Here is a 23,654-nt window from a genome sequence, read left to right on the forward strand (position 1 = left end):
GAAGTTTGATGCAAATGTCAGATCGTATGCGCCTGTTAGGGCGCGGCTGGTAAGAAAGCCTTACAGGCGCATCAGAAAAACCTCCGGCTATGCCGGAGGATATTTATTTTTCTACTCTTCACCCTTCTTCTGGCTCAGACCATATTCACGCAGCTTATTGGCAATCGCAGTGTGCGATACCCCCAACCGTTTCGCCAGTTTACGCGTACTCGGATAGCTACGATAAAGCTGAGTAAGGACAGAACGTTCAAAACGACTGGTAATGTCATCCAGCGAGCCTTCCATCGCATCCTCGCCGACTGCCACCGTCGCGGCATCGTAGTCAGGCAGCAGGATATCCTGCGGACGCAGCTCATACCCTTCCAGTTGCGTCAGCGCCCGGTAAATCGCATTTTTAAGCTGGCGAACGTTACCCGGCCAGCCGTAACGAGTGAGGACCGTACTCAGATCGGCAGACAGTTTCGGTCGCGGAACGCCCTGTTCGTCGGCAAAACGCGCCACGAACAGTTCGGTCAACGGCATAATATCCTGCGGACAATCGCGCAACGGCGGCAAATTAAGCGTCAGAACGTTAAGTCGATAATAGAGATCTTCGCGGAACAGTCCTTTTTGCACCAGCTCCACCAGATTTTTCTGCGTGGCGCAGATAACGCGGACATCAACATGAATTTCGTGATCTTCGCCGACGCGACGGAACGTACCATCATTGAGAAAACGTAGCAGCTTCGCCTGCATACGCGGCGACATTTCGCCAATTTCATCCAGCAGCACCGAACCGCCATTCGCCTGTTCAAAAAAGCCTTTTTTACCTTCCGGCGCATGGCCAAATAGTTCGCTTTCTACCGCATCTTCCGGGATTGAAGCGCAGTTGAGCGCCAGATACGGCTTCGCTGAACGAGGGCTTGCCTGGTGACAGGCATAGGCGAAAAGATCTTTGCCGGTTCCCGTATCGCCGGTAATCAGCAGCGGCGCGCTGAGCATCGCCAGTTTGCGCGCCTGCTCAACGACGTGCTTCATCTTTGCGCTCACGGCAATAATCTGACTAAACGCGCTCAGATCCTGCGTGGACAAATTCTGTAGCTGCTGCCCCATACGAATCGTGGAACGCAACATCACGACCGCCCCGGTCAACACGTATTCGTCATTTTCGTTTTGTAAATGTACCGGCGTAATCTCCATCAGGAAGTTTTGCCCGTTGATTACGACATGTTCGTTATGGGAGCTTTGCGGGTTACCGTCCAGCCAGCGCTGAAAATTGAAGCCGTTGATTAATTGTGCGGCGGTATGGTGCCGCATTCGCTCCTGGCTCTGGGCAAAAAGCTGACAACTCGCCGGGTTTGCCATCTCCACTTTACTCTTCATATCCAATGAGAGCACCGGCTCCGGCAACGCCTCAAGCAGCGCGCTCAGGGCCAGATGTTCACGTTCGGACGGCATCCAGGGAACGGTACGGACATCCGTTACGCCGGAAATACGGCGGATTTCGGCCATCAGGCTGCTAAAGTCGGTGAATTCCAGCTCAGCAAAATTAAGATAAATTCGCCCAATGGGATCAATCTCGATTCCGCGTAAATCAATGCTACGTAACACCAGTAAATCAAGTAATTCGCGGGTCAGACCAAGTCGGTCTTCACAAAAGACTTCCAGACGCATGGGAACCTTCACCTGAATAATGAACCATTAAATAGATGATAAGCCACTATTCGGCTGGCAGGAAGGATTCTGTCAACAAATATTGACAGCATGGCGGAAAAACGGGCGCTGCGGCGTAAAGCCAGGCAATCAGCGCCCTGTGGAAGGTCATTTCTCAGGCGACGACTTACTCTTTTGCAGCGTCTCTTTTAGCTGACCGATAAGCTGACGACGAAAATCACCGAGACGTGGTTTATCGTTGTCGATCCACGGCAATGGTCGACATAGCTCCATCGCTTTTATTCCCAGTCGAGCGGTAAGGAGACCTGCGCCAATCCCCTGCGCCGCGCGCGTGGACAGGCGTGCGGCCAGATCCTGAGACATCCAGTCCATACCGACTTCACGCACCAGCTCACTGGCTCCCGCGAACGCGATATTCAGCAACACCAGACGGAACAGACGAAGGCGGCTGTAATAACCAAGTTCAATGCCATACAACGTTGCGATACGGTTAATCAGGCGTAAATTACGCCAGGCAATAAACGCCATATCCACCAACGCTAACGGGCTGACGGCGATCATCAGAGTCGATTCCGCGGCGAAACGGCTAATCTCACGTCGCGCCTGCGCGTCAAGTACCGGCTGTACCAGATGCGCATACAAACCGACGATTTCCCTGTCGTTTTGCGTTTCGTGAATAGCGGCATACCAACGTTGTAATGCCGGATGTGATTGATCAATCCCCGCCTGCTGCGCCAGTTTTTCGCAAAATGCGCGACCTTTCCCGACGCTATGGCTATGTAACAGTTCACGCGCTTCATCGCGTTCATGCGCCCGCTGGCGCAAGCGCCATAATCGCCGCCACTCCGTGACCACCGATCCCACGCCAGCGCCAACGATCAGCGCGCCTGCGGCACAGCCGCCTAAAGCGACCCAGTCCTGAGTTTGCCAGGCATTCATTGTCCACTGCACGCCTTGCCCGACCACGCTCGCGCCAAACAGCGCCAGTCCTCCCATCACCATTTTACGCCACAGGCTGCGTTTGGGGTGCAGCGCGGCATCGACCGCCGCTTCTGCCACGCCTTCGTCTTCCGGGCGCTCATCGATAGCTGCAGGCGCAAATGTACGCGACTCCGCTTCGCTGAAAGTTTGCTGCGCTTTGAAGGCCGACGTAGACTCCTCCTTTAGCGGTTCTGCAAAATCAATACGCGGTTTTAACGGTTCGCTCATCGCAGCTTATCTCCTATTAAAAACTCCAGCGCAGCGTCCAGACGAATGTGTGGTAATGGTTTATCAACATCCATCACCTGCGGACGAAAGGCTTCGAACTGAAAGCCCTGCTTATCCCAAAACGCTTGTCCCGGCAAACGCGAAGGCACTTCGCCGGGGTACACGGTTAACGGCGCGCCGTCACTCAAACGGTTTCCACGTAAAGCCGGGATTTTTTCACCGTTGACCTCAATCACGCCGCTGGTGGTCGCCTGTACCGACGCCAGCCCCAGGCAATCCATACTAATGCCTTCAAACGCGGCATTTTGCCAGGCATCCTGAATAAGCTGCTGGAGCAAGGCCACCATATTGGCATGTTGGTCGAGGGTGACATGGTCGGCTTTCGTCGCGGCGAACAGCAATTTATCAATCACCGGCGAAAACAAGCGGCGAAACAGAGTCCGCTGGCCATAGTGAAAACTTTGCATCAACTGCGTTAAGGCGAGACGCATATCATTAAACGCCTGCGGCCCGCTATTAAGCGGTTGCAGACAGTCGACCAGCACAATCTGGCGATCAAAGCGTAGAAAATGATTTTTGTAGAACCCCTTGACCACTTTTTCGCAATAGTAGTTAAAGCGTTCGCGCAGCATTCCAGCGTTGGTCTGTTTATCCGCCTGCGCCAGTTTTGACTCGCCGAAGGCGTCCACATCCGGCCACGGGAAAAACTGCAACGCTGGCGCACCCGCCATATCGCCCGGCAAAACAAACCGTCCAGGCTGAATAAAATGCAATCCCTGCGATTTACACTGATGCAAATAATCCGTCCAGGCGGCGGCAATCTCCGCCAGCCGGTTTTCATCGGCGGGCGCCAGCGGATCGAGCCCGTCGCAAAGTTGCCGCCATTTTGCGGCCCACTCAGCGCGTTGCCCTTGCAACAAGCCGTTCATCTGACGGGACCAGCTTAAATAATCCTGAGCCAGCATGGGCAGATCGAGTAACCATTCCCCTGGATAGTCCACAATCTCCAGATACAATGTCGAGGTATCTTTAAAATGGCGCAGCAGCGAGTCGTTTGAGCGATAGCGCAACGCCAGCCGAATCTCACTGACGCCGCGCGTCGGTGTGGGCCAGGCGGGAGGATTGCCATAAAGCTGAAGTATCCCCTCGTCGTAGGTAAAACGGGGAATACCAAAATCACGTTGAGGCACGCGCTTTACGCCAAGCAGGCGTTCTTCACGTACCGCGCTGAGCAACGGTAAGCGCGCGCCCGCGTGGACATTAAGCAACTGGTTAACCATCGCCGTGATAAACGCTGTTTTACCGCTGCGGCTCAACCCGGTTACGGCAAGACGCAAATGCCTGTCTACCCCACGATTGACCAGCGCGTTGAGTTCAGTTTTAAGTCGCTTCATTGACATCCTGTTGAGCCTGAAGAGAAGAAAAAATAATAACGAGCCTGCGTTATAGATATGTGCAAAAACGTTATTATCAACTACCCGGAGAGATCAACAACGGCGCATTAAGCGCCGCGGTTAGTATGAGTATTGAGCAATAGATTATCTATTTTTTTACTTTCGGCATATCAAGACGACTGATGCCGCCCATATTCATCGCGTGCGTATACCCCATATCAAGCAACATTTGTTTTGCCATGCCCGACTGTCGTCCGGAGTTGCAATATAACTTTACCGTATCGTTCCTGTCTGGAACTACCGTTTCGATATGAGATTTAATCTCCTTCAATGGGATATTAATCGCGCCCTGAATATGCTCACGCTGATATTGTTCCGGAATGCGGACATCTATCCAGTATTCTGCGGCATAAAGCGGCATGGCTACGAATAACGCTAACGCAAATATTCCTTTTTTCAACATACTTCCGTCCTGACACGTAATGTATTTCGCACACACTATACGCCAGAGCTTAACGAAATATTATGACCAGACTCGCTATTTGTAACGCTGCGAAATTTTATTCGCCGCCTTACGAAGTACTGGCTCCAGCGCAAACGCCAGCAACATTTTTAGCGGACGACGGGCGACGGATTTTACCGCCCATCCCGCCACGCCGGCAGGCCCGTAGCGTAACGCGGTCAACAGAACCAGCTTACCTGCTATTTTGAAGCCGGGCTTCACCTTCTGCCCGGCGCGTTGCCAGCGAGTATTCATCTTCACCTTCCCGATATATCACTTAAAGTTGACGGAAACGACTACGCAATGTGAACGTATCTGACGTGACGTAGCGTTCCATTTCTCGCAAACGCTTTTCGCCTGCGGCAAGCTCTCTGTCTACGGTATCCAGCAGTTCGCCGCTGGTCGGCTGCGGTTTGCCTGCGGCCAGATTATCCGGCATAGGGTCCAGTACAAAAGACAGAACGATATAGGCCACTACGGTAAAAAACGCCAGCCCAAAGAAAATCGACAGCACGACCAGAATACGCACCAGTTTTACCGGTACATCAAGGTAGTCGGCGATCCCGGCGCAAACGCCACGCACCATGCCCTTTTGCGGCATACGCCATAGTTTTTTATTCAGATTGATTCCACCCATTAGCGCTCTCTCCAGTTCGGATGCTCTGCATCAAGAATGTCTTCCAGCGCCTGAATGCGCTCGCGCATACGTTGCGCATCGTCTGTGAGTTGCAGTAAGCGTTGCTGCTCGCTTTGCGACAGTTCTCCCCGACCGGCACGGTTGCTGTAATGCAGCCACAGCCAAATCGGTAACACAAACAACACAAAAATGGTTAACGGGATGGCCAGAAATAGCGCGCTCATGCGTTCTCCTTACACCTAAAGCTGATGAGCGACGGCGCGTATCGGCGCCGCCATTGTCATTATTGATTATCTTGCTTCATTTTGGCTTTCAACTGCGCCAGCTGCTCGCTGATTTCATCATCGGCTTTCAGGTTGGCAAACTGTTGGTCCAGCGATTGCTGCTTACCAAAACGATGGCTTTCCGCTTCCGCTTCCATTTGATCGATACGACGTTCAAAGGATTCAAACCGCGCCATGGCTTCATCCAGTTTGCCGCTGTCAAGCTGACGACGGACATCACGGGAAGAACTCGCCGCCTGATGACGCAGCATCAGCGCCTGCTGGCGAGCGCGTGTTTCGCTGAGTTTGTTTTCCAGCTCGCCAATCTCTTTCTTCATGCGCGCCAGCGTGTCATCCACCAGCGTGACTTCCTGTTCAAGCGTAGCAATTAAATCGGTCAGCTTTTGTTTTTCAATCAATGCGGCGCGCGCCAGATCGTCTTTATCTTTGCGCAGAGCCAGTTCCGCTTTTTCCTGCCACTCGGCCTGCTGAACTGTAGCCTGTTCAATACGACGGGATAACTGTTTCTTTTCCGCTAAAGCTCGCGCGGAGTTCGAGCGAACCTCCACCAGCGTATCTTCCATCTCCTGAATCATCAGGCGCACCAGCTTCTGCGGATCTTCCGCTTTTTCCAACAACGCATTGATATTGGCGTTCACGATGTCGGCAAAACGAGAAAAAATACCCATAATTCAATCCTCACATAATGTTCTGATAACGGGCGATGCCCTGCTATGTGATTAATACAATTTGCGTGCCAACTTTTCATACCACTGATAATAAAGAAATTGTTTCGTTTTACCTCGCCAGCAAAAAAGGATAAAGTGGTGAAAAACACTAACAAGTGGCGATTTTCATCATGGCTGAATTTAAAGATAACCTGCTCGGCGAGGCAAACCGTTTTCTTGAAGTACTGGAACAAGTCTCCCGGCTCGCGCCGCTGGATAAGCCAGTGCTGATTATTGGCGAACGCGGGACGGGTAAAGAACTTATCGCCAATCGACTGCATTATCTCTCTTCACGCTGGCAGGGGCCGCTTATCTCGCTTAACTGCGCGGCGCTTAACGAAAATCTGCTGGACTCCGAACTGTTTGGTCATGAAGCGGGCGCTTTTACCGGGGCGCAAAAACGTCATCCCGGTCGCTTTGAACGCGCCGATGGCGGCACGCTGTTTTTGGATGAACTGGCGACAGCGCCGATGCTGGTACAGGAAAAGCTGCTGCGGGTGATTGAATATGGCGAGCTAGAGCGCGTCGGCGGCAGCCAGCCGTTACAGGTTAATGTGCGATTAGTATGCGCCACCAATGCCGATTTACCCGCCATGGTGAAGGAAGGGACATTTCGTGCCGATCTGCTCGACAGGCTGGCTTTTGACGTTGTACAACTGCCGCCGCTGCGCGAACGCCGGAGCGATATCATGCTGATGGCCGAGCATTTTGCTATTCAGATGTGTCGTGAGCTACATCTGCCCTTATTTCCCGGTTTTACCGATCGGGCAAAAGAAACGTTGTTGCATTACGCCTGGCCAGGTAATGTCCGCGAGCTGAAAAACGTAGTCGAACGTTCAGTGTATCGCCACGGCAGTAGTGAACATCCTTTGGATGAAATTGTTATCGATCCTTTTCAACGCCATCCCGCTGAACCGCCCGCGCCCGCCCTGCCAGCGGCATCCGTCACGCCTGACCTGCCGCTCAAGTTGCGGGAGTTTCAACTGCAACAGGAAAAAGCGCTGCTGCAACGTAGCTTACAGCAGGCGAAATTTAACCAGAAACGAGCCGCCGATTTGCTGGCACTCACCTACCACCAGTTTCGCGCCTTGCTTAAAAAGCATCAGCTTTAGCTATTTCTCCGGCTAATTGACGACATTTACGCCAGTTATCCACCGACATTTTTACGTAGCGGGCCGAAGTGCGATACACTTTGCAAATTGAACTTCAAAAACTTAACTATTATGCGCCTGGTTTTATCGTCTCTGATCGTGATAGCGGGTCTACTGAGTAGTCAGGCTACGGCTGCGCCCGAACAAACTGCGAGTGCAGATATTCGCGATAGCGGCTTTGTGTATTGTGTCAGCGGGCAGGTCAACACCTTTAATCCGCAAAAAGCGAGTAGCGGCCTCATCGTCGATACCCTGGCCGCCCAGTTATATGACCGCCTGTTGGATGTCGATCCCTATACTTATCGTTTAGTCCCAGAGCTGGCAGAAAGCTGGGAAGTGCTGGATAACGGGGCAACGTACCGTTTTCACCTGCGCCGCGACGTTTCCTTTCAAAAAACCGCCTGGTTTACGCCGACCCGAAAACTCAATGCTGATGATGTCGTCTTTACCTTTCAGCGGATTTTTGATCGTCGGCATCCGTGGCATAACATCAACGGCAGTAGCTTCCCCTACTTTGATAGCCTACAGTTCGCCGACAATGTAAAAAGCGTGCGTAAGCTGGACAATAACACCGTTGAGTTTCGCCTGACGCAGCCAGACGCCTCCTTTTTATGGCATCTGGCCACACACTACGCTTCCGTCATGTCCGCTGAGTACGCCGCGCAGCTTAGCCGAAAAGATCGTCAGGAACTGCTAGACCGCCAACCGGTCGGCACCGGGCCTTTCCAGCTTTCGGAGTACCGTGCCGGGCAGTTTATTCGTCTCCAGCGCCACGATGGGTTTTGGCGCGGCAAACCGCTGATGCCGCAAGTGGTGGTGGATTTAGGCTCCGGCGGTACCGGGCGTTTATCGAAATTACTGACCGGTGAATGCGATGTTCTGGCCTGGCCCGCCGCCAGCCAGCTAACTATTTTACGCGACGATCCGCGTTTGCGCCTGACGTTGCGCCCGGGGATGAATATCGCCTATCTGGCCTTTAACACCGATAAGCCGCCGTTGAATAATCCCGCAGTGCGCCATGCGCTGGCCTTATCGATCAACAACCAGCGTCTGATGCAGTCGATTTATTACGGCACGGCGGAAACCGCAGCCTCCATTTTACCTAGAGCCTCATGGGCTTACGATAACGATGCCAAAATTACGGAGTACAATCCGCAAAAATCGCGCGAACAGCTAAAAGCGCTGGGCATTGAGAATCTTACGCTGCATCTCTGGGTGCCGACCAGTTCTCAGGCCTGGAACCCAAGTCCGCTAAAAACGGCGGAGCTTATTCAGGCGGATATGGCGCAGGTTGGCGTAAAAGTGGTCATTGTGCCGGTTGAAGGTCGTTTTCAGGAGGCGCGCCTGATGGATATGAATCACGATCTGACCTTATCCGGCTGGGCCACGGACAGCAACGATCCGGATAGCTTTTTCAGACCACTGTTAAGCTGTGCGGCCATCAATTCGCAAACCAATTTCGCCCACTGGTGTAACCCTGAATTTGACAGCGTGCTGCGTAAAGCACTGTCGTCGCAGCAGTTGGCTTCGCGCATAGAAGCATATGAGGAAGCGCAGAATATCCTGGAGAAAGAGCTGCCGATACTGCCGCTGGCATCATCACTACGCCTGCAGGCTTACCGCTACGATATTAAAGGGCTGGTGTTAAGCCCGTTCGGCAATGCGTCTTTTGCCGGCGTCTCCCGCGAAAAACACGAAGAGGTGAAAAAACCATGATTATCTTCACCCTGCGTCGGTTATTGCTGTTGCTGGTGACGCTATTCTTCCTGACCTTTATCGGCTTTAGCCTGAGCTATTTTACGCCGCACGCGCCGCTACAAGGCGCATCATTATGGAATGCCTGGGTTTTCTGGTTCAACGGTCTGCTGCACTGGGACTTTGGCGTGTCCAGCATTAACGGCCAGCTGATCTCCGAACAGCTTAAAGAGGTGTTTCCCGCCACGATGGAGCTGTGCATTCTCGCCTTTGGTTTTGCGCTGATGGTCGGCATCCCGGTCGGGATGCTGGCTGGCGTGACGCGTAGCAAATGGCCGGATCGTTTTATCAGCGCGCTGGCGCTATTAGGTTTCTCAATTCCGGTTTTCTGGCTGGCGCTTCTGCTCACACTGTTCTTTTCGCTCACGCTAGGGTGGCTGCCGGTATCCGGGCGATTTGACCTGCTTTATGAAGTTAAACCGGTTACCGGTTTCGCCATCATTGACGCCTGGATTTCAGATTCGCCGTGGCGTGATGAAATGGTGATGAGCGCCATACGGCATATGGTTTTACCGGTGCTCACGCTTTCCGTCGCGCCGACCACAGAAGTGATCCGCCTGATGCGAATCAGCACTATTGAGGTCTACGATCAGAACTACGTTAAAGCGGCGGCCACGCGCGGCTTGTCGCGCTTTACGATTTTACGCCGTCACGTGTTGCATAATGCGCTGCCGCCGGTCATTCCCCGTCTTGGTCTGCAATTTTCAACCATGTTAACGCTGGCGATGATTACCGAAATGGTTTTCAGCTGGCCAGGGCTGGGACGATGGTTAATTCACGCCATTCGTCAGCAGGACTATGCCGCTATTTCCGCTGGCGTGATGGTCATTGGGTCGCTGGTTATTGTGGTCAATGTGATTTCCGATATTTTGGGTGCTATGGCTAACCCTCTGAAACATAAGGAATGGTATGCCTTACGATAGCGTCTACAGCGAAAAGCGCCCGCCAGGCACCCTGCGTACTGCCTGGCGCAAATTTTATAGCGACGCGCCTGCGATGGTGGGTCTGTATGGATGCGCCGGTCTGGCGTTGTTGTGTATTTTTGGCGGCTGGATCGCGCCCTATGGTATCGATCAGCAATTTTTGGGCTATCAGCTACTGCCGCCCTCCTGGTCACGCTATGGCGAAGTCTCCTTTTTTCTGGGGACTGACGATCTGGGGCGCGATGTGCTGAGCCGCCTGTTAAGCGGCGCGGCGCCCACGGTCGGCGGCGCGTTTATCGTAACGCTGGCGGCTACGCTATGTGGATTAGTCCTCGGCGTAGTGGCAGGCGCGACGCACGGTTTACGCTCTGCCGTGCTGAACCATATTCTGGACACGCTGCTTTCCATCCCTTCGCTCTTGCTGGCGATTATCGTCGTGGCATTTGCCGGCCCACATCTGTCACACGCGATGTTTGCCGTCTGGCTGGCTCTGTTGCCGCGAATGGTACGTTCCGTCTATAGCATGGTGCATGATGAACTGGAAAAAGAGTACGTCATTGCCGCCCGTCTGGATGGCGCGACAACGCTGAATATTCTGTGGTTCGCCATTTTACCGAATATTACCGCCGGTCTGGTCACCGAAATTACCCGGGCGCTGTCGATGGCGATTCTGGACATCGCCGCGCTGGGATTTTTAGATCTCGGCGCGCAGCTTCCCTCTCCTGAATGGGGGGCCATGTTGGGGGATGCGCTGGAGCTAATCTATGTCGCGCCGTGGACCGTTATGCTACCCGGCGCGGCGATAACGCTCAGTGTTTTACTGGTAAACCTGCTCGGAGATGGGATTCGTCGTGCGATTATTGCGGGGGTGGAATAATGCCGTTACTGGATATCCGCAATCTCACCATTGAATTTAAAACCAGCGAAGGTTGGGTAAAAGCGGTCGATCGCGTCAGTATGACATTAAGCGAAGGCGAAATTCGCGGCCTGGTAGGTGAATCGGGTTCCGGAAAGAGCTTGATTGCTAAAGCTATTTGCGGCGTCGCGAAAGACAACTGGCGAGTCACTGCCGACCGTATGCGTTTTGATGATATCGATCTGCTGCGCCTCTCCTCTCGTGAACGGCGTAAGCTGGTCGGGCATAATGTGTCGATGATCTTCCAGGAGCCGCAGTCGTGCCTTGATCCTTCCGAACGCGTCGGCCGCCAGCTAATGCAAAATATTCCCGCCTGGACCTATAAAGGCCGCTGGTGGCAGCGTTTAGGCTGGCGTAAACGGCGTGCAATTGAATTACTGCACCGGGTGGGCATTAAAGATCATAAAGACGCGATGCGCAGTTTTCCCTATGAACTGACCGATGGCGAGTGTCAGAAAGTTATGATCGCTATCGCGCTGGCGAATCAACCGCGACTCCTGATCGCTGATGAACCCACCAACTCAATGGAACCAACGACGCAGGCGCAAATTTTTCGCCTGTTGACCCGACTGAATCAAAACAGTAATACCACCATTCTGTTGATTAGCCACGACCTGCAAATGCTGAGTCAGTGGGCTGACAAAATCAACGTTTTATACTGCGGCCAGACGGTAGAAACCGCGCCAAGTAAAGATCTGGTGACAACGCCACATCATCCTTATACGCAGGCGCTTATCCGCGCGATTCCGGATTTTGGCAGCGCGATGCCGCATAAAAGCCGTCTCAATACGCTGCCGGGCGCGATCCCGCTACTGGAGCAGTTACCGATAGGTTGTCGTCTGGGGCCGCGCTGCCCTTACGCGCAACGAGAATGCATTATCACGCCACGCTTAACCGGCGCGAAAAATCATCTCTATGCCTGTCATTTTCCGCTGAATATGGAGAGAGAGTGATATGGTGGAAACTCTGCTTGAAGTGCGCAACCTGAGTAAAACCTTTCGCTACCGGACAGGATGGTTTCGCCGCCAGACCGTAGACGCCGTGAAACCATTAAGCTTTACGCTTCGTGAGCGTCAGACTCTGGCCATTATCGGCGAAAACGGTTCCGGCAAATCCACGCTGGCAAAGATGCTGGCCGGCATGATTGAACCCACCAGCGGCGAGCTTCTTATTGACGATCATCCCCTGCATTACGGCGACTATTCGTTTCGAAGCCAACGTATTCGAATGATTTTTCAGGACCCCTCAACGTCACTGAATCCACGTCAACGTATTTCGCAGATCCTTGACTTTCCCCTGCGCCTTAATACCGATCTGGAGCCGGAACAGCGGCGCAAACAGATTGTCGAGACGATGCGTATGGTGGGGCTATTGCCCGATCACGTGAGCTACTACCCGCATATGCTGGCGCCGGGGCAGAAACAGCGTCTGGGCCTGGCCCGCGCGCTGATTTTACGCCCTAAAGTCATTATCGCGGACGAAGCGCTGGCTTCGCTTGATATGTCCATGCGCTCGCAGCTCATCAATCTGATGCTTGAATTGCAGGAAAAACAAGGCATCTCCTATATCTATGTCACGCAGCATATCGGCATGATGAAACATATTAGCGATCAGGTATTAGTGATGCATCAGGGGGAAGTGGTTGAACGCGGCAGCACCGCCGATGTGCTCGCCTCTCCGCTACATGAGCTTACCCGCCGTTTAATCGCAGGCCATTTTGGCGAGGCGCTGACCGCTGACGCATGGCGAAAGGATCGCTAAGCGACACAAATACCCTCAGTTCGATTCTCTGAGGGTGTTCATGCGACTGCCCAACAGCAATGTTTCAACCTCTTCTAACGCAACGGAAGGAAATAACGTGCCCTGGGTTGCCCAAATGCCTGCCGTTTTTAACGCCGACAAATGGCGTGCGTTTTCCTGGCCACCCACCACAATCTTGTCACAATAATGCCGGATATGTTTGACGAGCAGCGGAAACGTCATTTTTTCAATTTGTGAGACAAAAAAGCTGCGGTCAAGTTTCACGCCGCTAAAACACCCGCAAACTAATGGCGCAGCGGTTGCGTTCCCTACGCCCAGGTCGCCCAGCCATAATGGATTAGGTTGCTTATGAAGCGCGTGTATTAAAGGATCGATTAAGGCGTTATCTTGACATGAAAAATGTTCAGCGACCTGCAGCTCCACAAATAGCATGGCGTGTAGTAATGCGCGAATATCTTTGTCCTGAAGGACAAACTGCGCCATACCCCGATCGATATTTATGATACAGAACAGGCCGTGGCGTAGAAACCAGCCATGTTTGGCCGCGATTGTCCGCAACAGATCAAGCAGAAAACGGCGCTTCTGCGAATTGTCCCATGACGAGATAACAAACTCAGGGTGTAGCGGACGAGCGGGCGACGATGCAAAATGGGTAGTGATTTCGACACCCAGTAAATCCCCCTCCATTGCCCTTATCGGCTCTGCCATAAAAAAATAGCGCATGTGACCACTCCACTTGATCTTAACTCCCTGATAATGCGCTTTTAACGCAAATCAATCAATAAAAACGATCAATATATAAAAAATGATCGAAAAAAACAATACATGTTAACTTCATGATAACTTGCTAATTTTATGTTTTGAGAATGTTCTTCTATTGCTATAAGGAAATTTACATACTACGCCGAACAACGCTAATACGACGGCATGAGACCATCCGTAAAGCCAGGTTTTTCTTGTCAGGCAGAGGGGAAAAATCAAGGCGAGTTAATGGTGTTGCACCATCGCGTGGCATTTCACCCACTATGGCAGCGCGGCATCGCCAACCCTAATGGCGAGTTGCATCTCCGCTACAGGCTGTCCAGATCCCCCGAACGACCTTGAAGCGAATAGCAACTCTCAATAATTGATCGGCAAATCTGTAGCGAATGAGCCCCCGGCGATTCGCAGAAAAGAACTGAACTAAATGCTATTTTTTTAATTCATTCTTTAATACCTTAGCCACAAGAGTCCCTTCCTCAGGCGCGGCTAGTTTAAAACGTCTTCCTGGCGCAGGTGTCTGTTCTTCCTCTCCGATTAACGCATCAAGATCCGCAATAAGTGACTTATAATATTCAATATCTTCAGTATTTTCTTCGGTCTCGGCCCGCTTTAATTTTATCAGGTGATGGGCCTTAATTTGCTCTTCCAGTTGCCTTGTTGCAAGAGAAACGCTTCGCTGTTGCCGGGATTCTTGTGACAACACGATTTGATCGCCATCCACAAAGAAAAGAACCCCTTCTTTAATCAGAATATTACCTAAGATATTTATATCATGCATAAAAACCCCCCGGGATTTAAGAAGCTCCTCCGCCATTCGATAGTTATCTTCATCTTCAACATCTAACTCCTGACCTTGAATATATTTTGAAACTAAAACCGTAACGTCTTTACCATTAATATTCATGATGGCCGAACGAGAAAAATTCTTGTCGTCATTGGCCATATTCAAATACTTACTGACACGATCAGGATGACAATTACGATGCTCCGGAGAGTTAACATCCACTTTTATTCCCCGCTCATTAATTGGAATCTTAACAACAAACTCATCATTTAACAGATAGACTGTCCCATAACTTCCGCTACCTATTTTATTTTTTTCAATATCACGCATGCGAATATTTTTCTGAAACTCCGGCGAGTTAATAAACGCCTCTATTGCCGCTGGTTGTGATGCATCCGTCTGATCAATAGCGCCATTCTCATCACCAGACGCCGTGGCGGGCGTGGTCAGGAAGTCTATCAAACGTTGCTCAAAAGCCTCATAGATTCCATTACTACCTGCTTCGCTCGGCGTCAGGTGATCATTATCCAAAGCGGCAAGCGTAATTTCCCCGGAATTATAATTAAACATCGTTTCTTTTAAAAAATCGACGCAATGTTCAGAACACTCCGTCTCGGTCACTAATACTCCATCGTAAAACATCTGTAGTAGTAACATATTTTCTTGATGTGCTAATACCTCTACAGTGTATTTATCCATTGTTTCAGGTCTGGAGGCATCAATAAGTTTAATATATCCAAGAAGGGGGCGCCATCGTGTACAGTCTTCATCTCGCCTCGAAAATGGTCGTAGCGAGAAAGGCTTCGTAATATCGGGACGCTCGTTTTTTTGGCACAGTAGATTATATATCTCTTTATAATCAGAAATTAAACTTCGCCTGGTAAATATATTCCTGAAAAAATCTATGAATTTCTCATACGTTGAAAAAACATGCTCTTTTTTATTATCGATGATATCTCTTAAATACTTTTCTGATATCTGACAACTATGATTTCCGATATGAAATGTAAACGGCATATGTTTCATCCTCTGAAAATTTATTATAATACACATGCAAACATATAAAAACCTGATTTGTAACTACTGTAATCACCTGATTTCCAAAATTTTTCATATCCAGTATTACTCTGCATCAATAAATAGAGAAAACCTTCAGCGCCTAAAAAAGAAATTATTTTTGTTAAGCATTTGCTGGTTAAAATTACATGTCCATAACATCGCTAATAGGTGAGGTAAACCATTCGGATGAATATTCAGGCTTCCTACAGAACCTTTATTTGTCTGGTGGAAGGCGCATCGCTATCGTACTTGCTATCCGTCCCGGTGTCTCTGGTTGGATGAGGCGAACCTTACACCAGCTGGTATACTGCACCGTAGGGCCTGTCCCATTAGACTCTTTGATTTGCCAGTTTGGCCCTGGGGAGTGCTCAAAATCCTCAGGGACTTCGTTACCGTGTGGTTTTAGAACGTCACCTGCCGGAGATAGCGGCGGAAAAATAGCGTGACACACGGGGCCAGGAGTGGGATATAATTTCAGACTAATTTCGAATAATGTTGAAAAGTTGCTGTTAACCATTGTTCGTAAAAGCAAAAAATAAGCAATGACTATAAGGATTAAAGCTATGGGTTTTCTTTCCGGTAAGCGCATTCTGGTCACTGGCGTGGCCAGTAAACTGTCCATCGCCTACGGTATCGCACAGGCGATGCACCGCGAAGGAGCTGAACTGGCGTTCACCTACCAGAACGACAAACTGAAAGGCCGCGTAGAAGAATTTGCTGCCCAGCTGGGTTCCAGCATCGTTTTACCGTGTGATGTCGCTGAAGATGCCAGCATTGACGCTATGTTTGCGGAGCTGGGTAACGTTTGGCCGAAATTTGACGGTTTCGTACACTCGATCGGTTTCGCGCCTGGCGATCAGCTGGACGGCGATTATGTTAATGCGGTTACCCGCGAAGGCTTTAAAATCGCTCACGATATTAGCTCTTACAGCTTTGTTGCCATGGCGAAAGCCTGCCGCACCATGCTGAATCCGGGTTCTGCGCTGTTGACCTTGTCTTATCTGGGAGCGGAGCGCGCCATCCCGAACTACAATGTCATGGGTCTGGCGAAAGCCTCTCTGGAAGCCAACGTGCGTTATATGGCAAACGCTATGGGACCGGAAGGGGTTCGCGTCAACGCCATCTCTGCGGGTCCAATCCGCACGCTGGCGGCGTCCGGTATTAAAGACTTCCGTAAAATGCTGGCGCATTGTGAAGCCGTTACGCCAATTCGTCGCACCGTGACTATTGAAGATGTGGGTAACTCAGCGGCGTTTCTGTGCTCCGATCTCTCGGCAGGCATTTCTGGCGAAGTCGTTCATGTTGACGGCGGGTTCAGCATTGCGGCAATGAATGAACTGGAACTGAAGTAAGCGCATTAAGTTTATTAGCGGGCAGCACGGCTGTGCTGCCCCATTCCCCTCACTCACCGCTCATCTCGTTATATAGCGTTCTGATATTTGTTATCACCTAACAATCTTTCATCCCTTTCCCGCATACGCCAGGATAATCCAGCATAAACGATCCGACGCCGAATCATTATCGATCGCCATTTCATCCTCGGGAAACCCTATGGAACAATGCCGAAAAGCGGGTAAAAGCCACTGGTATCATGAAACACAATCCACTATGTCGTCACAAACCCCGCTTTCGCTGATGCCGGAAGCCGCGTATGTTAACGATCGTTTTTTACTGGATTTAACGGTAGCAGAAACCGCGTTGACGCCTTTTGAGTCATGGTTAAAGCCCGCTCGCCAGTTGGCGGATGTCTTATTTCCCCGCACGGTTCTCAACGACCGGCTTCATACGTTTAGCGCCTATGAACGTATGAGCACCGCGCTGACCGCCGCTCAGGTATTTGGGGTTCAGCGTTTGTGCCGCCATTATGCCGCGCGTCTGGCGCCGCTACCTGGCCCTGACGCCTCAAGAGAGAGCAATCAACGGCTGGCGCAAATTACGCAATACGCTCGTCAGCTTGCCGGCTCCCCCTCCGTTATCAATACGCGGGCCCGCGAACAGCTTGCAGAGGTGGGATTAACCGCCCGGGATACCGTACTCATCAATCAGATCATTGGGTTTATCGGTTTTCAGGCGCGGGTAGCGGCGATATTTCAGGCGTTTTGCCGTCTGCCCGTGCGTGAGCTGCCCGGCCAGGAGATGCAGCGCTTTGCCAGGGCCGCGCGGTTTCAAAACCCCCAGACGATATGGCGGCCCGCCGCCAGTCTGGTAGAATATCCTCCAGCCCATACCAAAGTTCGGCGGCAATATTCGTCTTCACAATGCCAAATGATGGCGCCGGTACTCATGCGCGATCCGTCTTCATTCGCGTTACTCGAACGCATACTGACCAGCACATTACACACTGCATCGCCCCCTTCTTTACTTCCACTTATCACGCTCCTCACATCACGTATCAACGGCAGCGCCGCCTGCTTTAACGAACAGGCAACCCAACCTGGCGCGTGGCGCCGCGCTGTTATCACGTTACGCCAGGAAGACGACGATATCGCTCGTTGGGAGCTTGAGCCTGCGCTGACACAGGCGATACAATGGCTCACCAGAGCGCCCGATCGCTTTAGCGCCGCGCATTTTTTCCCGCTACTCACCAGGGGAGTTTCATCGGAGCAGGCCATTAATATGTTAGGCTGGTGCGGCGTGTGCGGATGGTTGAATCGTTTAAAAATCGCGTTGGGCGAAACCTATTAACTCATCCATTACAGAAAGAGCGCTTGCTGCGCCAGGCAGAATCGCGTAAAACTGTCAGCCGCTCTTTTGGCTACGAAAATAGACGAATATGTTTCAGGACAACCCGCTGCTAGCGCAGCTTAAACAGCAACTGCATTCCCAGACGCCGCGCGCTGAAGGGGTCGTAAAAGCCACGGAAAAAGGCTTTGGCTTCCTTGAGGTTGACGCGCAAAAAAGCTATTTCATTCCTCCGCCGCAGATGAAAAAAGTGATGCATGGCGATCGTATCGTCGCGGTCATCCACACGGAAAAAGAACGGGAGTCTGCCGAGCCGGAAGAACTGATCGAACCGTTCCTGACGCGCTTTGTGGGAAAAGTTCAGGGTAAAAATGACCGCCTGTCCATCGTGCCGGATCATCCGTTGCTGAAAGACGCGATTCCCTGCCGCGCCGCGCGCGGCGTTCAGCATGAGTTCAAAGAAGGTGACTGGGCGGTTGCCGAAATGCGCCGCCATCCGCTTAAAGGCGACCGTTCGTTTTACGCCGATTTAACGCAGTACATCACCTTTGCCGACGATCACTTTGTTCCCTGGTGGGTTACGCTTGCTCGCCACAACCTGGAAAAAGAAGCGCCGAACGGCGTAGCGACGGAGATGCTGGACGAAGGGCTGGAGCGTCAGGATCTGACCGCGCTGAATTTCGTCACTATCGATAGCGCCAGCACTGAAGATATGGATGACGCGCTATATGCTGAGGAATTAGCGGACGGCAGACTCCAGCTTACGGTGGCTATCGCCGATCCTACCGCCTGGATTGCCGAAGGCAGTAAGCTGGATAACGCCGCGAAAATTCGCGCCTTCACCAACTACCTGCCGGGCTTCAATATTCCTATGCTGCCACGTGAGCTGTCTGACGATCTGTGCTCACTGCGCGCCAACGAAGTGCGTCCGGCGCTCGCCTGTCGCATGATAATCGCCGCGGACGGCACCATTGACGATGATATCGCCTTTTTTGCGGCCACGATCGAATCGAAGGCCAAGCTGGCGTACGACAATGTCTCCGACTGGCTGGAAAATAACGGCACCTGGCAGCCGGATAACGAAGGCATTGCCCAGCAGATTCGTCTGTTGCACCGTATTTGTCTAAGCCGCAGTGAGTGGCGTCATCATCATGCGTTAGTCTTTAAAGACCGCCCGGATTACCGCTTTGTGCTTGGCGAAAAAGGTGAAGTACTGGATATTGTGGCGGAACCGCGCCGTATCGCTAACCGTATCGTAGAAGAGTCGATGATCGCCGCTAACCTTTGCGCCGCGCGCGTACTGCGCGATAAGCTCGGTTTCGGTATTTACAACGTACATACGGGCTTCGATCCCGCGAATGCCGACGCGCTGGCCGCGCTGCTGAAAACGCATGGTCTGCATGTCGATGCCGAAGAGGTGCTGACGCTGGAAGGCTTCTGTAAACTGCGTCGCGAACTGGATGCGCAGCCCTCCGGTTTCCTTGACAGCCGCATTCGTCGCTTCCAGTCTTTTGCGGAAATCAGCACCGAGCCGGGGCCGCATTTCGGTCTTGGTCTTGAGGCTTATGCCACCTGGACCTCTCCCATCCGTAAGTATGGCGATATGATTAACCATCGCCTGCTGAAAGCGGTCATCAAGGGGGAAGCTATTGCGCGTCCGCAGGAAGATATCACCCAGCAAATGGCGGAACGCCGTCGCCTGAACCGCATGGCGGAGCGCGATGTCGGCGACTGGTTATATGCACGCTTCCTTAACGATAAGGCGGGGACAAATACCCGTTTCGCGGCAGAAATTATTGACGTCAGCCGTGGTGGTATGCGTGTGCGACTGGTCGATAACGGCGCTATCGCCTTTATCCCTGCCCCGTTCCTGCACGCCGTTCGCGATGAACTGGTATGCAGCCAGGAAAACGGTACGGTACAGATTAAAGGTGAGACGGTTTATAAAGTGACGGATGTCATTGATGTCACTATTGCGGAAGTTCGCATGGAAACCCGCAGCATTATTGCCCGACCGGCAGCGTAACCACGCTTAGCTCGCTCAACGGCCTTTGCTGAGAAGGCAAAGGCCGTTTCTTTTCTTCTTCTCCCTTCCGTCATGCTCTAAGTTTAATCTTATTCAAGCGCCCCATTTCTTGTTATTTTTAGCTGGCGACTATGCTTTTTCCAGAATCTGGATTACATATGAATACATAGATAAAACAATACGTTCAGCCATAATTACCCTTATTTATAACATGGCTAACCTTTCTTTTCGGGCACCTGGCGCTTAAATGGGATGGTACGCATGATGAAACAGATTCAGGAACAAACGGCGCTAAATCCCCTTCACTCTCACTGGCGTCTGGCTGATGACCGCAACGTGCTGTATCTCTCCCCGACAGGTGAAACGGATGCAGAAAAAACGGTTGAGCTATCGCCGGAACAAGCCGAGCGTATCCGGGAAATAACGGCGATTACGTCCAGTCTGCTGATAACGTTGTTGATAGAAAAACAGGTTACCGCAGTGCACCTGGTAGGCCGTAAGATTAATAACCGTGAATGGGCTGGCAGCCTGGCAACCTGGCCTGATACGCCTGCCATCGCGCCAACGCAGGCGCAGGAGCTCTCTTTTGCCGAGCAAATCGTATCAGAAGCCAACTCAGTCATTGCGATACTGGATAGTCGGGGAAAAATCTGTCGATTTAATCGGTTATGCGAAGAGTACACGGGCTTAAAAGAGCAAGATGTAATTGGTCAAAGCGTCTTTAAATTATTTATGAGCCGCCGGGAGGCTGTTGCCTCCCGACACTACATTGAGAATTTTTTTCGCAATGGCAATGCCTATGAAATCGAACGCTGGATAAAGACCCGTAAAGGCCAACGCTTGTTCTTATTTCGTAATAAATTCATCCATAACGGTAGCGGAAAAAACGAAATTTTCCTGATCTGCGCAGGCACGGATATCACCGAAGAAAGGCGGGCTCAGGAGCGTTTACGCATACTGGCGAATACAGACACCGTCACCGGCCTGCCCAATCGCAATGCTATTCATGAATTTATTAATCATGCTATTGCCTCGGCTGGCGAGTCGCAGGTGGGTATCGTTTATCTCGATCTGGATAACTTCAAGAAAATTAATGACGCCTATGGGCATATGTTTGGCGATCAGCTCTTACAGGCCGTTTCGCTGGCGCTGTTGAGTTGTCTGGAGGAAGACCAATTGCTGGCCAGACTGGGGGGAGATGAATTCATTGTCCTCGCTGCCCATACGTCTCAGGCCGCGCTGGAAGCAGTAGCCTCACGAATCCTTACCCGTCTGCGGCAACCGTTTCGTATTGGACTCATTGAAGTTTACACGGGATGCGCCATTGGCATTTCGTTGGCCCCCCGGCACGGACAGGACAGCGAAAGTCTCATTCGCACTGCCGACACCGCAATGTATAACGCCAAAGAAGGTGGCCGCGGTCAGTTCTGCGTTTTTTCGCCGGAAATGAATCAGCGCGTATTTGACTATCACTGGCTGGATACAAACCTGCGAAAAGCGCTGGAAAACGACCAGTTACTTATTCACTATCAGCCCAAAATTACCTGGCGCGGCGAAGTACGTAGCCTGGAAGCGCTGGTACGCTGGCAATCGCCGGAACGCGGATTAATTCCGCCGCTGGAGTTCATCTCATACGCCGAAGAGTCAGGACTCATCGTCCCGCTGGGCCGCTGGGTGATTCTGGATGTGGTTCGCCAGATTGCGAGATGGCGCGATAAGGGGATTAACTTGCGCGTAGCCGTTAACTTTTCGGCGCGACAACTGGCCGACCAGACGCTTTTTACTGCGCTTAAACAGGCTTTGTACGATCTGAATTTTGAGTATTGCCCGATCGATGTCGAGCTAACGGAAAGTTGCCTGATCGAAAACGACACGCTGGCGCTATCGGTTATCCAGCAATTTAGTCAGCTCGGCGCCCAGATTCATCTGGATGATTTTGGCACCGGGTATTCTTCGCTTTCTCAACTCGCCCGGTTCCCTATTGATGCCGTTAAACTGGATCAGGCTTTCGTCAGAGATATCCATAAGCAACCGCTGTCGCAATCTCTGGTTCGGGCGATTGTCGCGGTGGCTCAGGCGCTAAATTTACAAGTGATTGCCGAAGGCGTAGAAAATGCTAAAGAAGATGCCTTCCTGACAAAAAACGGCGTCAATGAACGACAGGGCTTTTTATTCGCCAAACCTATGCCCGCCGTTTCTTTTGAACGCTGGTACAAACGTTATCAGACGAAAAAAATGCGTTAATGGCGGCGATAATAGGGAGAACAGCCTGTGCAGACAGGCATAGCCCTATTTTTCCCTTCTCTTTTCAGATTAATTTCTGCATCATGAATTGAAACCTTTTCTGACATTAAGGATGACAAACATGTCTGATATCGAAGCACAACGAATTGCCGCACGCATTGATACCGTGCTGGATATCCTTGTTGCTGGCGATTACCACTCGGCCATCAATAACCTTGAAATATTGAGAGCAGAGCTGTTAGATCAGGTTAAAGACGGTATCTCGCCATCCCAGGCGCCCGGATCGCCCTGGGAAATCTGATAGCGATTATTTGTCCGGGATGGCCGTTAGCCCTTCCCGGCTCTCTGACTGTCTGTTGACTCCTCTTAACGTATAAAATTAATACTATGAACTCCCGACAACAATCAATTTTGCAAATGGTGGTTGATAAAGGCCAGATGAGCGTTGCTGAACTGGCGAAAATTACCGGCGTATCTGAAGTCACGATTCGTCAGGATCTGAATACCCTGGAAAAACAGAGCTATTTACGCCGTGCGCACGGTTTCGCCGTTTCGCTTGAGAGCGATGACGTAGAGACTCGCATGATGACGAACTACACGCTAAAACGCCGACTGGCGGAGTTCGCCGCCTCGCTGGTCAGTCCAGGGGAATCCGTTTTTATTGAAAATGGCAGCAGCAATGCGCTATTGGCCCGGACGCTGGCGGAACAAAAAGATGTCACGATCATCACCGTGAGCAGTTATATCGCGCATCTGCTCAAAGAAACCCCTTGCGAAGTCATTCTCCTCGGTGGAATCTATCAGAAAAAAAGTGAAAGCATGGTAGGGCCGTTGACGCGACAGTTTATCCATCAAGTGCATTTCAGCAAAGCATTTATCGGTATTGATGGCTGGCAGGCTGATACCGGCTTTACCGGACGCGATATGATGCGATCGGATGTGGTTAACGCTGTTCTGGAAAAAGGCTCAGAAGCGATTGTCCTCACCGACAGCTCCAAATTTGGCTGTGTGCATCCCTATCCCCTAGGCCCGCTCTCTCGCTTCCATCGTGTCATTACGGATTCCAGAATTTCCGCCAGCGATCAAATGCAGTTAGAGCATGCAGGGCTGCTAGTCAATGTTATTGGCTCATCCGTTTAAAATATTTCCCGATGGTTTGCCCTATGGCAAATCATCCTCTCTCTAAGACTTTTCTGACATCCCAA

Annotated in this window: 23 protein-coding genes and 1 pseudogene; 14 read left to right on the plus strand and 10 right to left on the minus strand. The window is 51.5% G+C overall.

Translation table 11 applies throughout. The features are described from left to right. Nucleotides 1-111 precede the first annotated feature (111 nt). The 8 genes from tyrR to pspA all read right to left on the minus strand — a co-directional run bounded on the left by tyrR (nucleotide 112) and on the right by pspA (nucleotide 6,347). On the minus strand, nucleotides 112-1,653 hold the full coding sequence (tyrR, locus tag ACLJR2_RS07785; RefSeq protein WP_001235493.1) for a transcriptional regulator TyrR: 1,542 nt from the start codon (nucleotides 1,651-1,653) through the stop codon (nucleotides 112-114). A gap of 147 nt (nucleotides 1,654-1,800) precedes the next feature. Next, the gene (locus ACLJR2_RS07790; protein ID WP_001294481.1) at nucleotides 1,801-2,862 is read right to left on the minus strand and encodes a YcjF family protein; all 1,062 of its coding nucleotides are present in this window, start codon (nucleotides 2,860-2,862) and stop codon (nucleotides 1,801-1,803) included. Beyond that, the gene (locus ACLJR2_RS07795; protein WP_000825858.1) at nucleotides 2,859-4,256 is read right to left on the minus strand and encodes a YcjX family protein; all 1,398 of its coding nucleotides are present in this window, start codon (nucleotides 4,254-4,256) and stop codon (nucleotides 2,859-2,861) included. Before ACLJR2_RS07795 ends, ACLJR2_RS07790 begins: the two co-directional genes overlap by 4 nt. 148 nt (nucleotides 4,257-4,404) lie before the next feature. After that, complete coding sequence (gene pspE / locus ACLJR2_RS07800) at nucleotides 4,405-4,719, minus strand: thiosulfate sulfurtransferase PspE (protein WP_000913432.1); 315 nt, start codon at nucleotides 4,717-4,719, stop codon at nucleotides 4,405-4,407. A 75-nt stretch (nucleotides 4,720-4,794) separates the two neighbouring features. Further along, nucleotides 4,795-5,013 (minus strand): phage shock protein PspD, encoded by a 219-nt coding sequence (gene pspD / locus ACLJR2_RS07805; RefSeq protein WP_001097607.1) that lies wholly within the window; start codon nucleotides 5,011-5,013, stop codon nucleotides 4,795-4,797. 22 nt (nucleotides 5,014-5,035) lie between these two features. Beyond that, nucleotides 5,036-5,395, minus strand: a complete 360-nt coding sequence (pspC, locus tag ACLJR2_RS07810) for an envelope stress response membrane protein PspC (protein WP_000508938.1) — start codon at nucleotides 5,393-5,395, stop codon at nucleotides 5,036-5,038. Then, entirely contained in the window at nucleotides 5,395-5,619 is a 225-nt protein-coding gene (pspB, locus tag ACLJR2_RS07815) for an envelope stress response membrane protein PspB (RefSeq protein WP_001274953.1), read from the minus strand. Before pspB ends, pspC begins: the two co-directional genes overlap by 1 nt. 59 nt (nucleotides 5,620-5,678) lie before the next feature. Next, nucleotides 5,679-6,347, minus strand: a complete 669-nt coding sequence (gene pspA / locus ACLJR2_RS07820; RefSeq protein ID WP_000511009.1) for a phage shock protein PspA — start codon at nucleotides 6,345-6,347, stop codon at nucleotides 5,679-5,681. A 170-nt stretch (nucleotides 6,348-6,517) separates the two neighbouring features. On the opposite strand from pspA, the gene pspF reads away from it, so the two are divergent. From pspF to sapF, 6 genes are all read left to right on the plus strand, one after another. Further along, nucleotides 6,518-7,498: a phage shock protein operon transcriptional activator gene (gene pspF, locus ACLJR2_RS07825; protein ID WP_015632931.1), complete on the plus strand. Its 981-nt coding sequence runs from the start codon at nucleotides 6,518-6,520 to the stop codon at nucleotides 7,496-7,498. A 111-nt stretch (nucleotides 7,499-7,609) separates the two neighbouring features. Then, complete coding sequence (gene sapA / locus ACLJR2_RS07830; RefSeq protein ID WP_001241625.1) at nucleotides 7,610-9,253, plus strand: peptide ABC transporter substrate-binding protein SapA; 1,644 nt, start codon at nucleotides 7,610-7,612, stop codon at nucleotides 9,251-9,253. Further along, nucleotides 9,250-10,215, plus strand: a complete 966-nt coding sequence (gene sapB / locus ACLJR2_RS07835; RefSeq protein ID WP_000583298.1) for a peptide ABC transporter permease SapB — start codon at nucleotides 9,250-9,252, stop codon at nucleotides 10,213-10,215. The genes sapA and sapB overlap by 4 nt, the downstream gene beginning before the upstream one ends. Further along, nucleotides 10,202-11,092 carry a peptide ABC transporter permease SapC gene (gene sapC, locus ACLJR2_RS07840; protein WP_001146150.1) on the plus strand — a complete coding sequence of 297 codons (891 nt, stop codon included), beginning with the start codon at nucleotides 10,202-10,204 and terminating at the stop codon, nucleotides 11,090-11,092. Before sapB ends, sapC begins: the two co-directional genes overlap by 14 nt. Beyond that, nucleotides 11,092-12,084, plus strand: a complete 993-nt coding sequence (sapD, locus tag ACLJR2_RS07845) for a peptide ABC transporter ATP-binding protein SapD (protein WP_001128869.1) — start codon at nucleotides 11,092-11,094, stop codon at nucleotides 12,082-12,084. The genes sapC and sapD overlap by 1 nt, the downstream gene beginning before the upstream one ends. Nucleotide 12,085: 1 nt before the next feature. Next, nucleotides 12,086-12,892 (plus strand): peptide ABC transporter ATP-binding protein SapF, encoded by an 807-nt coding sequence (gene sapF, locus ACLJR2_RS07850; RefSeq protein ID WP_000230462.1) that lies wholly within the window; start codon nucleotides 12,086-12,088, stop codon nucleotides 12,890-12,892. A 15-nt stretch (nucleotides 12,893-12,907) separates the two neighbouring features. Here sapF and ACLJR2_RS07855 read toward each other — a convergent pair whose 3' ends face one another. Together ACLJR2_RS07855 and steC are read right to left on the minus strand one after the other, a co-directional pair. Then, nucleotides 12,908-13,615: an EAL domain-containing protein gene (locus tag ACLJR2_RS07855; RefSeq protein ID WP_001268397.1), complete on the minus strand. Its 708-nt coding sequence runs from the start codon at nucleotides 13,613-13,615 to the stop codon at nucleotides 12,908-12,910. A gap of 466 nt (nucleotides 13,616-14,081) precedes the next feature. Then, nucleotides 14,082-15,455, minus strand: coding sequence for an SPI-2 type III secretion system effector kinase SteC (gene steC, locus ACLJR2_RS07860; protein ID WP_001116901.1), 1,374 nt, complete (start codon nucleotides 15,453-15,455; stop codon nucleotides 14,082-14,084). A gap of 34 nt (nucleotides 15,456-15,489) precedes the next feature. Here steC and ACLJR2_RS07865 point away from each other — a divergent pair, with 34 nt between their 5' ends. The 8 genes and pseudogenes from ACLJR2_RS07865 to ACLJR2_RS07900 all read left to right on the plus strand — a co-directional run bounded on the left by ACLJR2_RS07865 (nucleotide 15,490) and on the right by ACLJR2_RS07900 (nucleotide 23,589). Then, nucleotides 15,490-15,669: a hypothetical protein gene (locus ACLJR2_RS07865; protein WP_001532376.1), complete on the plus strand. Its 180-nt coding sequence runs from the start codon at nucleotides 15,490-15,492 to the stop codon at nucleotides 15,667-15,669. Continuing rightward, entirely contained in the window at nucleotides 15,644-15,943 is a 300-nt protein-coding gene (locus ACLJR2_RS07870; protein WP_031607852.1) for a hypothetical protein, read from the plus strand. Before ACLJR2_RS07865 ends, ACLJR2_RS07870 begins: the two co-directional genes overlap by 26 nt. A gap of 117 nt (nucleotides 15,944-16,060) precedes the next feature. Next, a complete protein-coding gene (gene fabI, locus ACLJR2_RS07875) occupies nucleotides 16,061-16,849 on the plus strand; it encodes an enoyl-ACP reductase FabI (RefSeq protein ID WP_000506501.1) in 789 nt (262 codons plus the stop codon). Between the two features lie 199 nt (nucleotides 16,850-17,048). Beyond that, nucleotides 17,049-18,026 (plus strand): annotated as a pseudogene (locus tag ACLJR2_RS07880) (CMD domain-containing protein); the annotation flags it as partial. A 244-nt stretch (nucleotides 18,027-18,270) separates the two neighbouring features. Beyond that, a complete protein-coding gene (locus ACLJR2_RS07885; RefSeq protein WP_000485041.1) occupies nucleotides 18,271-20,205 on the plus strand; it encodes an exoribonuclease II in 1,935 nt (644 codons plus the stop codon). Nucleotides 20,206-20,466: 261 nt separating this feature from the next. Next, nucleotides 20,467-22,449, plus strand: a complete 1,983-nt coding sequence (gene pdeR / locus ACLJR2_RS07890) for a cyclic di-GMP phosphodiesterase (protein WP_015632928.1) — start codon at nucleotides 20,467-20,469, stop codon at nucleotides 22,447-22,449. A 121-nt stretch (nucleotides 22,450-22,570) separates the two neighbouring features. Then, nucleotides 22,571-22,750 (plus strand): hypothetical protein, encoded by a 180-nt coding sequence (locus tag ACLJR2_RS07895; protein WP_001279854.1) that lies wholly within the window; start codon nucleotides 22,571-22,573, stop codon nucleotides 22,748-22,750. Between the two features lie 86 nt (nucleotides 22,751-22,836). After that, nucleotides 22,837-23,589 (plus strand): DNA-binding transcriptional regulator YciT, encoded by a 753-nt coding sequence (locus ACLJR2_RS07900; RefSeq protein WP_001088594.1) that lies wholly within the window; start codon nucleotides 22,837-22,839, stop codon nucleotides 23,587-23,589. The last annotated feature ends 65 nt before the right edge of the window (nucleotides 23,590-23,654 follow it).

It is taken from the genome of Salmonella sp. SAL03688 (assembly GCF_046551895.1).
Lineage (GTDB): Bacteria > Pseudomonadota > Gammaproteobacteria > Enterobacterales > Enterobacteriaceae > Salmonella > Salmonella enterica.

Coding starts and splice junctions, on each gene's coding strand:
- ACLJR2_RS07795 (WP_000825858.1), bottom strand. CDS start 4,256: ATGAAGCGACTTAAAACTGAACTCAACGCGCTGGTCAATCGTGGGGTA.
- pspA (WP_000511009.1), bottom strand. CDS start 6,347: ATGGGTATTTTTTCTCGTTTTGCCGACATCGTGAACGCCAATATCAAT.
- ACLJR2_RS07790 (WP_001294481.1), bottom strand. CDS start 2,862: ATGAGCGAACCGTTAAAACCGCGTATTGATTTTGCAGAACCGCTAAAG.
- ACLJR2_RS07865 (WP_001532376.1), top strand. CDS start 15,490: ATGCAAACATATAAAAACCTGATTTGTAACTACTGTAATCACCTGATT.
- pdeR (WP_015632928.1), top strand. CDS start 20,467: ATGATGAAACAGATTCAGGAACAAACGGCGCTAAATCCCCTTCACTCT.
- sapF (WP_000230462.1), top strand. CDS start 12,086: ATGGTGGAAACTCTGCTTGAAGTGCGCAACCTGAGTAAAACCTTTCGC.
- fabI (WP_000506501.1), top strand. CDS start 16,061: ATGGGTTTTCTTTCCGGTAAGCGCATTCTGGTCACTGGCGTGGCCAGT.
- ACLJR2_RS07895 (WP_001279854.1), top strand. CDS start 22,571: ATGTCTGATATCGAAGCACAACGAATTGCCGCACGCATTGATACCGTG.
- ACLJR2_RS07855 (WP_001268397.1), bottom strand. CDS start 13,615: ATGCGCTATTTTTTTATGGCAGAGCCGATAAGGGCAATGGAGGGGGAT.
- steC (WP_001116901.1), bottom strand. CDS start 15,455: ATGCCGTTTACATTTCATATCGGAAATCATAGTTGTCAGATATCAGAA.
- ACLJR2_RS07885 (WP_000485041.1), top strand. CDS start 18,271: ATGTTTCAGGACAACCCGCTGCTAGCGCAGCTTAAACAGCAACTGCAT.
- pspB (WP_001274953.1), bottom strand. CDS start 5,619: ATGAGCGCGCTATTTCTGGCCATCCCGTTAACCATTTTTGTGTTGTTT.
- pspF (WP_015632931.1), top strand. CDS start 6,518: ATGGCTGAATTTAAAGATAACCTGCTCGGCGAGGCAAACCGTTTTCTT.
- pspD (WP_001097607.1), bottom strand. CDS start 5,013: ATGAATACTCGCTGGCAACGCGCCGGGCAGAAGGTGAAGCCCGGCTTC.
- sapA (WP_001241625.1), top strand. CDS start 7,610: ATGCGCCTGGTTTTATCGTCTCTGATCGTGATAGCGGGTCTACTGAGT.
- sapB (WP_000583298.1), top strand. CDS start 9,250: ATGATTATCTTCACCCTGCGTCGGTTATTGCTGTTGCTGGTGACGCTA.
- sapC (WP_001146150.1), top strand. CDS start 10,202: ATGCCTTACGATAGCGTCTACAGCGAAAAGCGCCCGCCAGGCACCCTG.
- tyrR (WP_001235493.1), bottom strand. CDS start 1,653: ATGCGTCTGGAAGTCTTTTGTGAAGACCGACTTGGTCTGACCCGCGAA.
- pspC (WP_000508938.1), bottom strand. CDS start 5,395: ATGGGTGGAATCAATCTGAATAAAAAACTATGGCGTATGCCGCAAAAG.
- pspE (WP_000913432.1), bottom strand. CDS start 4,719: ATGTTGAAAAAAGGAATATTTGCGTTAGCGTTATTCGTAGCCATGCCG.
- sapD (WP_001128869.1), top strand. CDS start 11,092: ATGCCGTTACTGGATATCCGCAATCTCACCATTGAATTTAAAACCAGC.
- ACLJR2_RS07900 (WP_001088594.1), top strand. CDS start 22,837: ATGAACTCCCGACAACAATCAATTTTGCAAATGGTGGTTGATAAAGGC.
- ACLJR2_RS07870 (WP_031607852.1), top strand. CDS start 15,644: ATGTCCATAACATCGCTAATAGGTGAGGTAAACCATTCGGATGAATAT.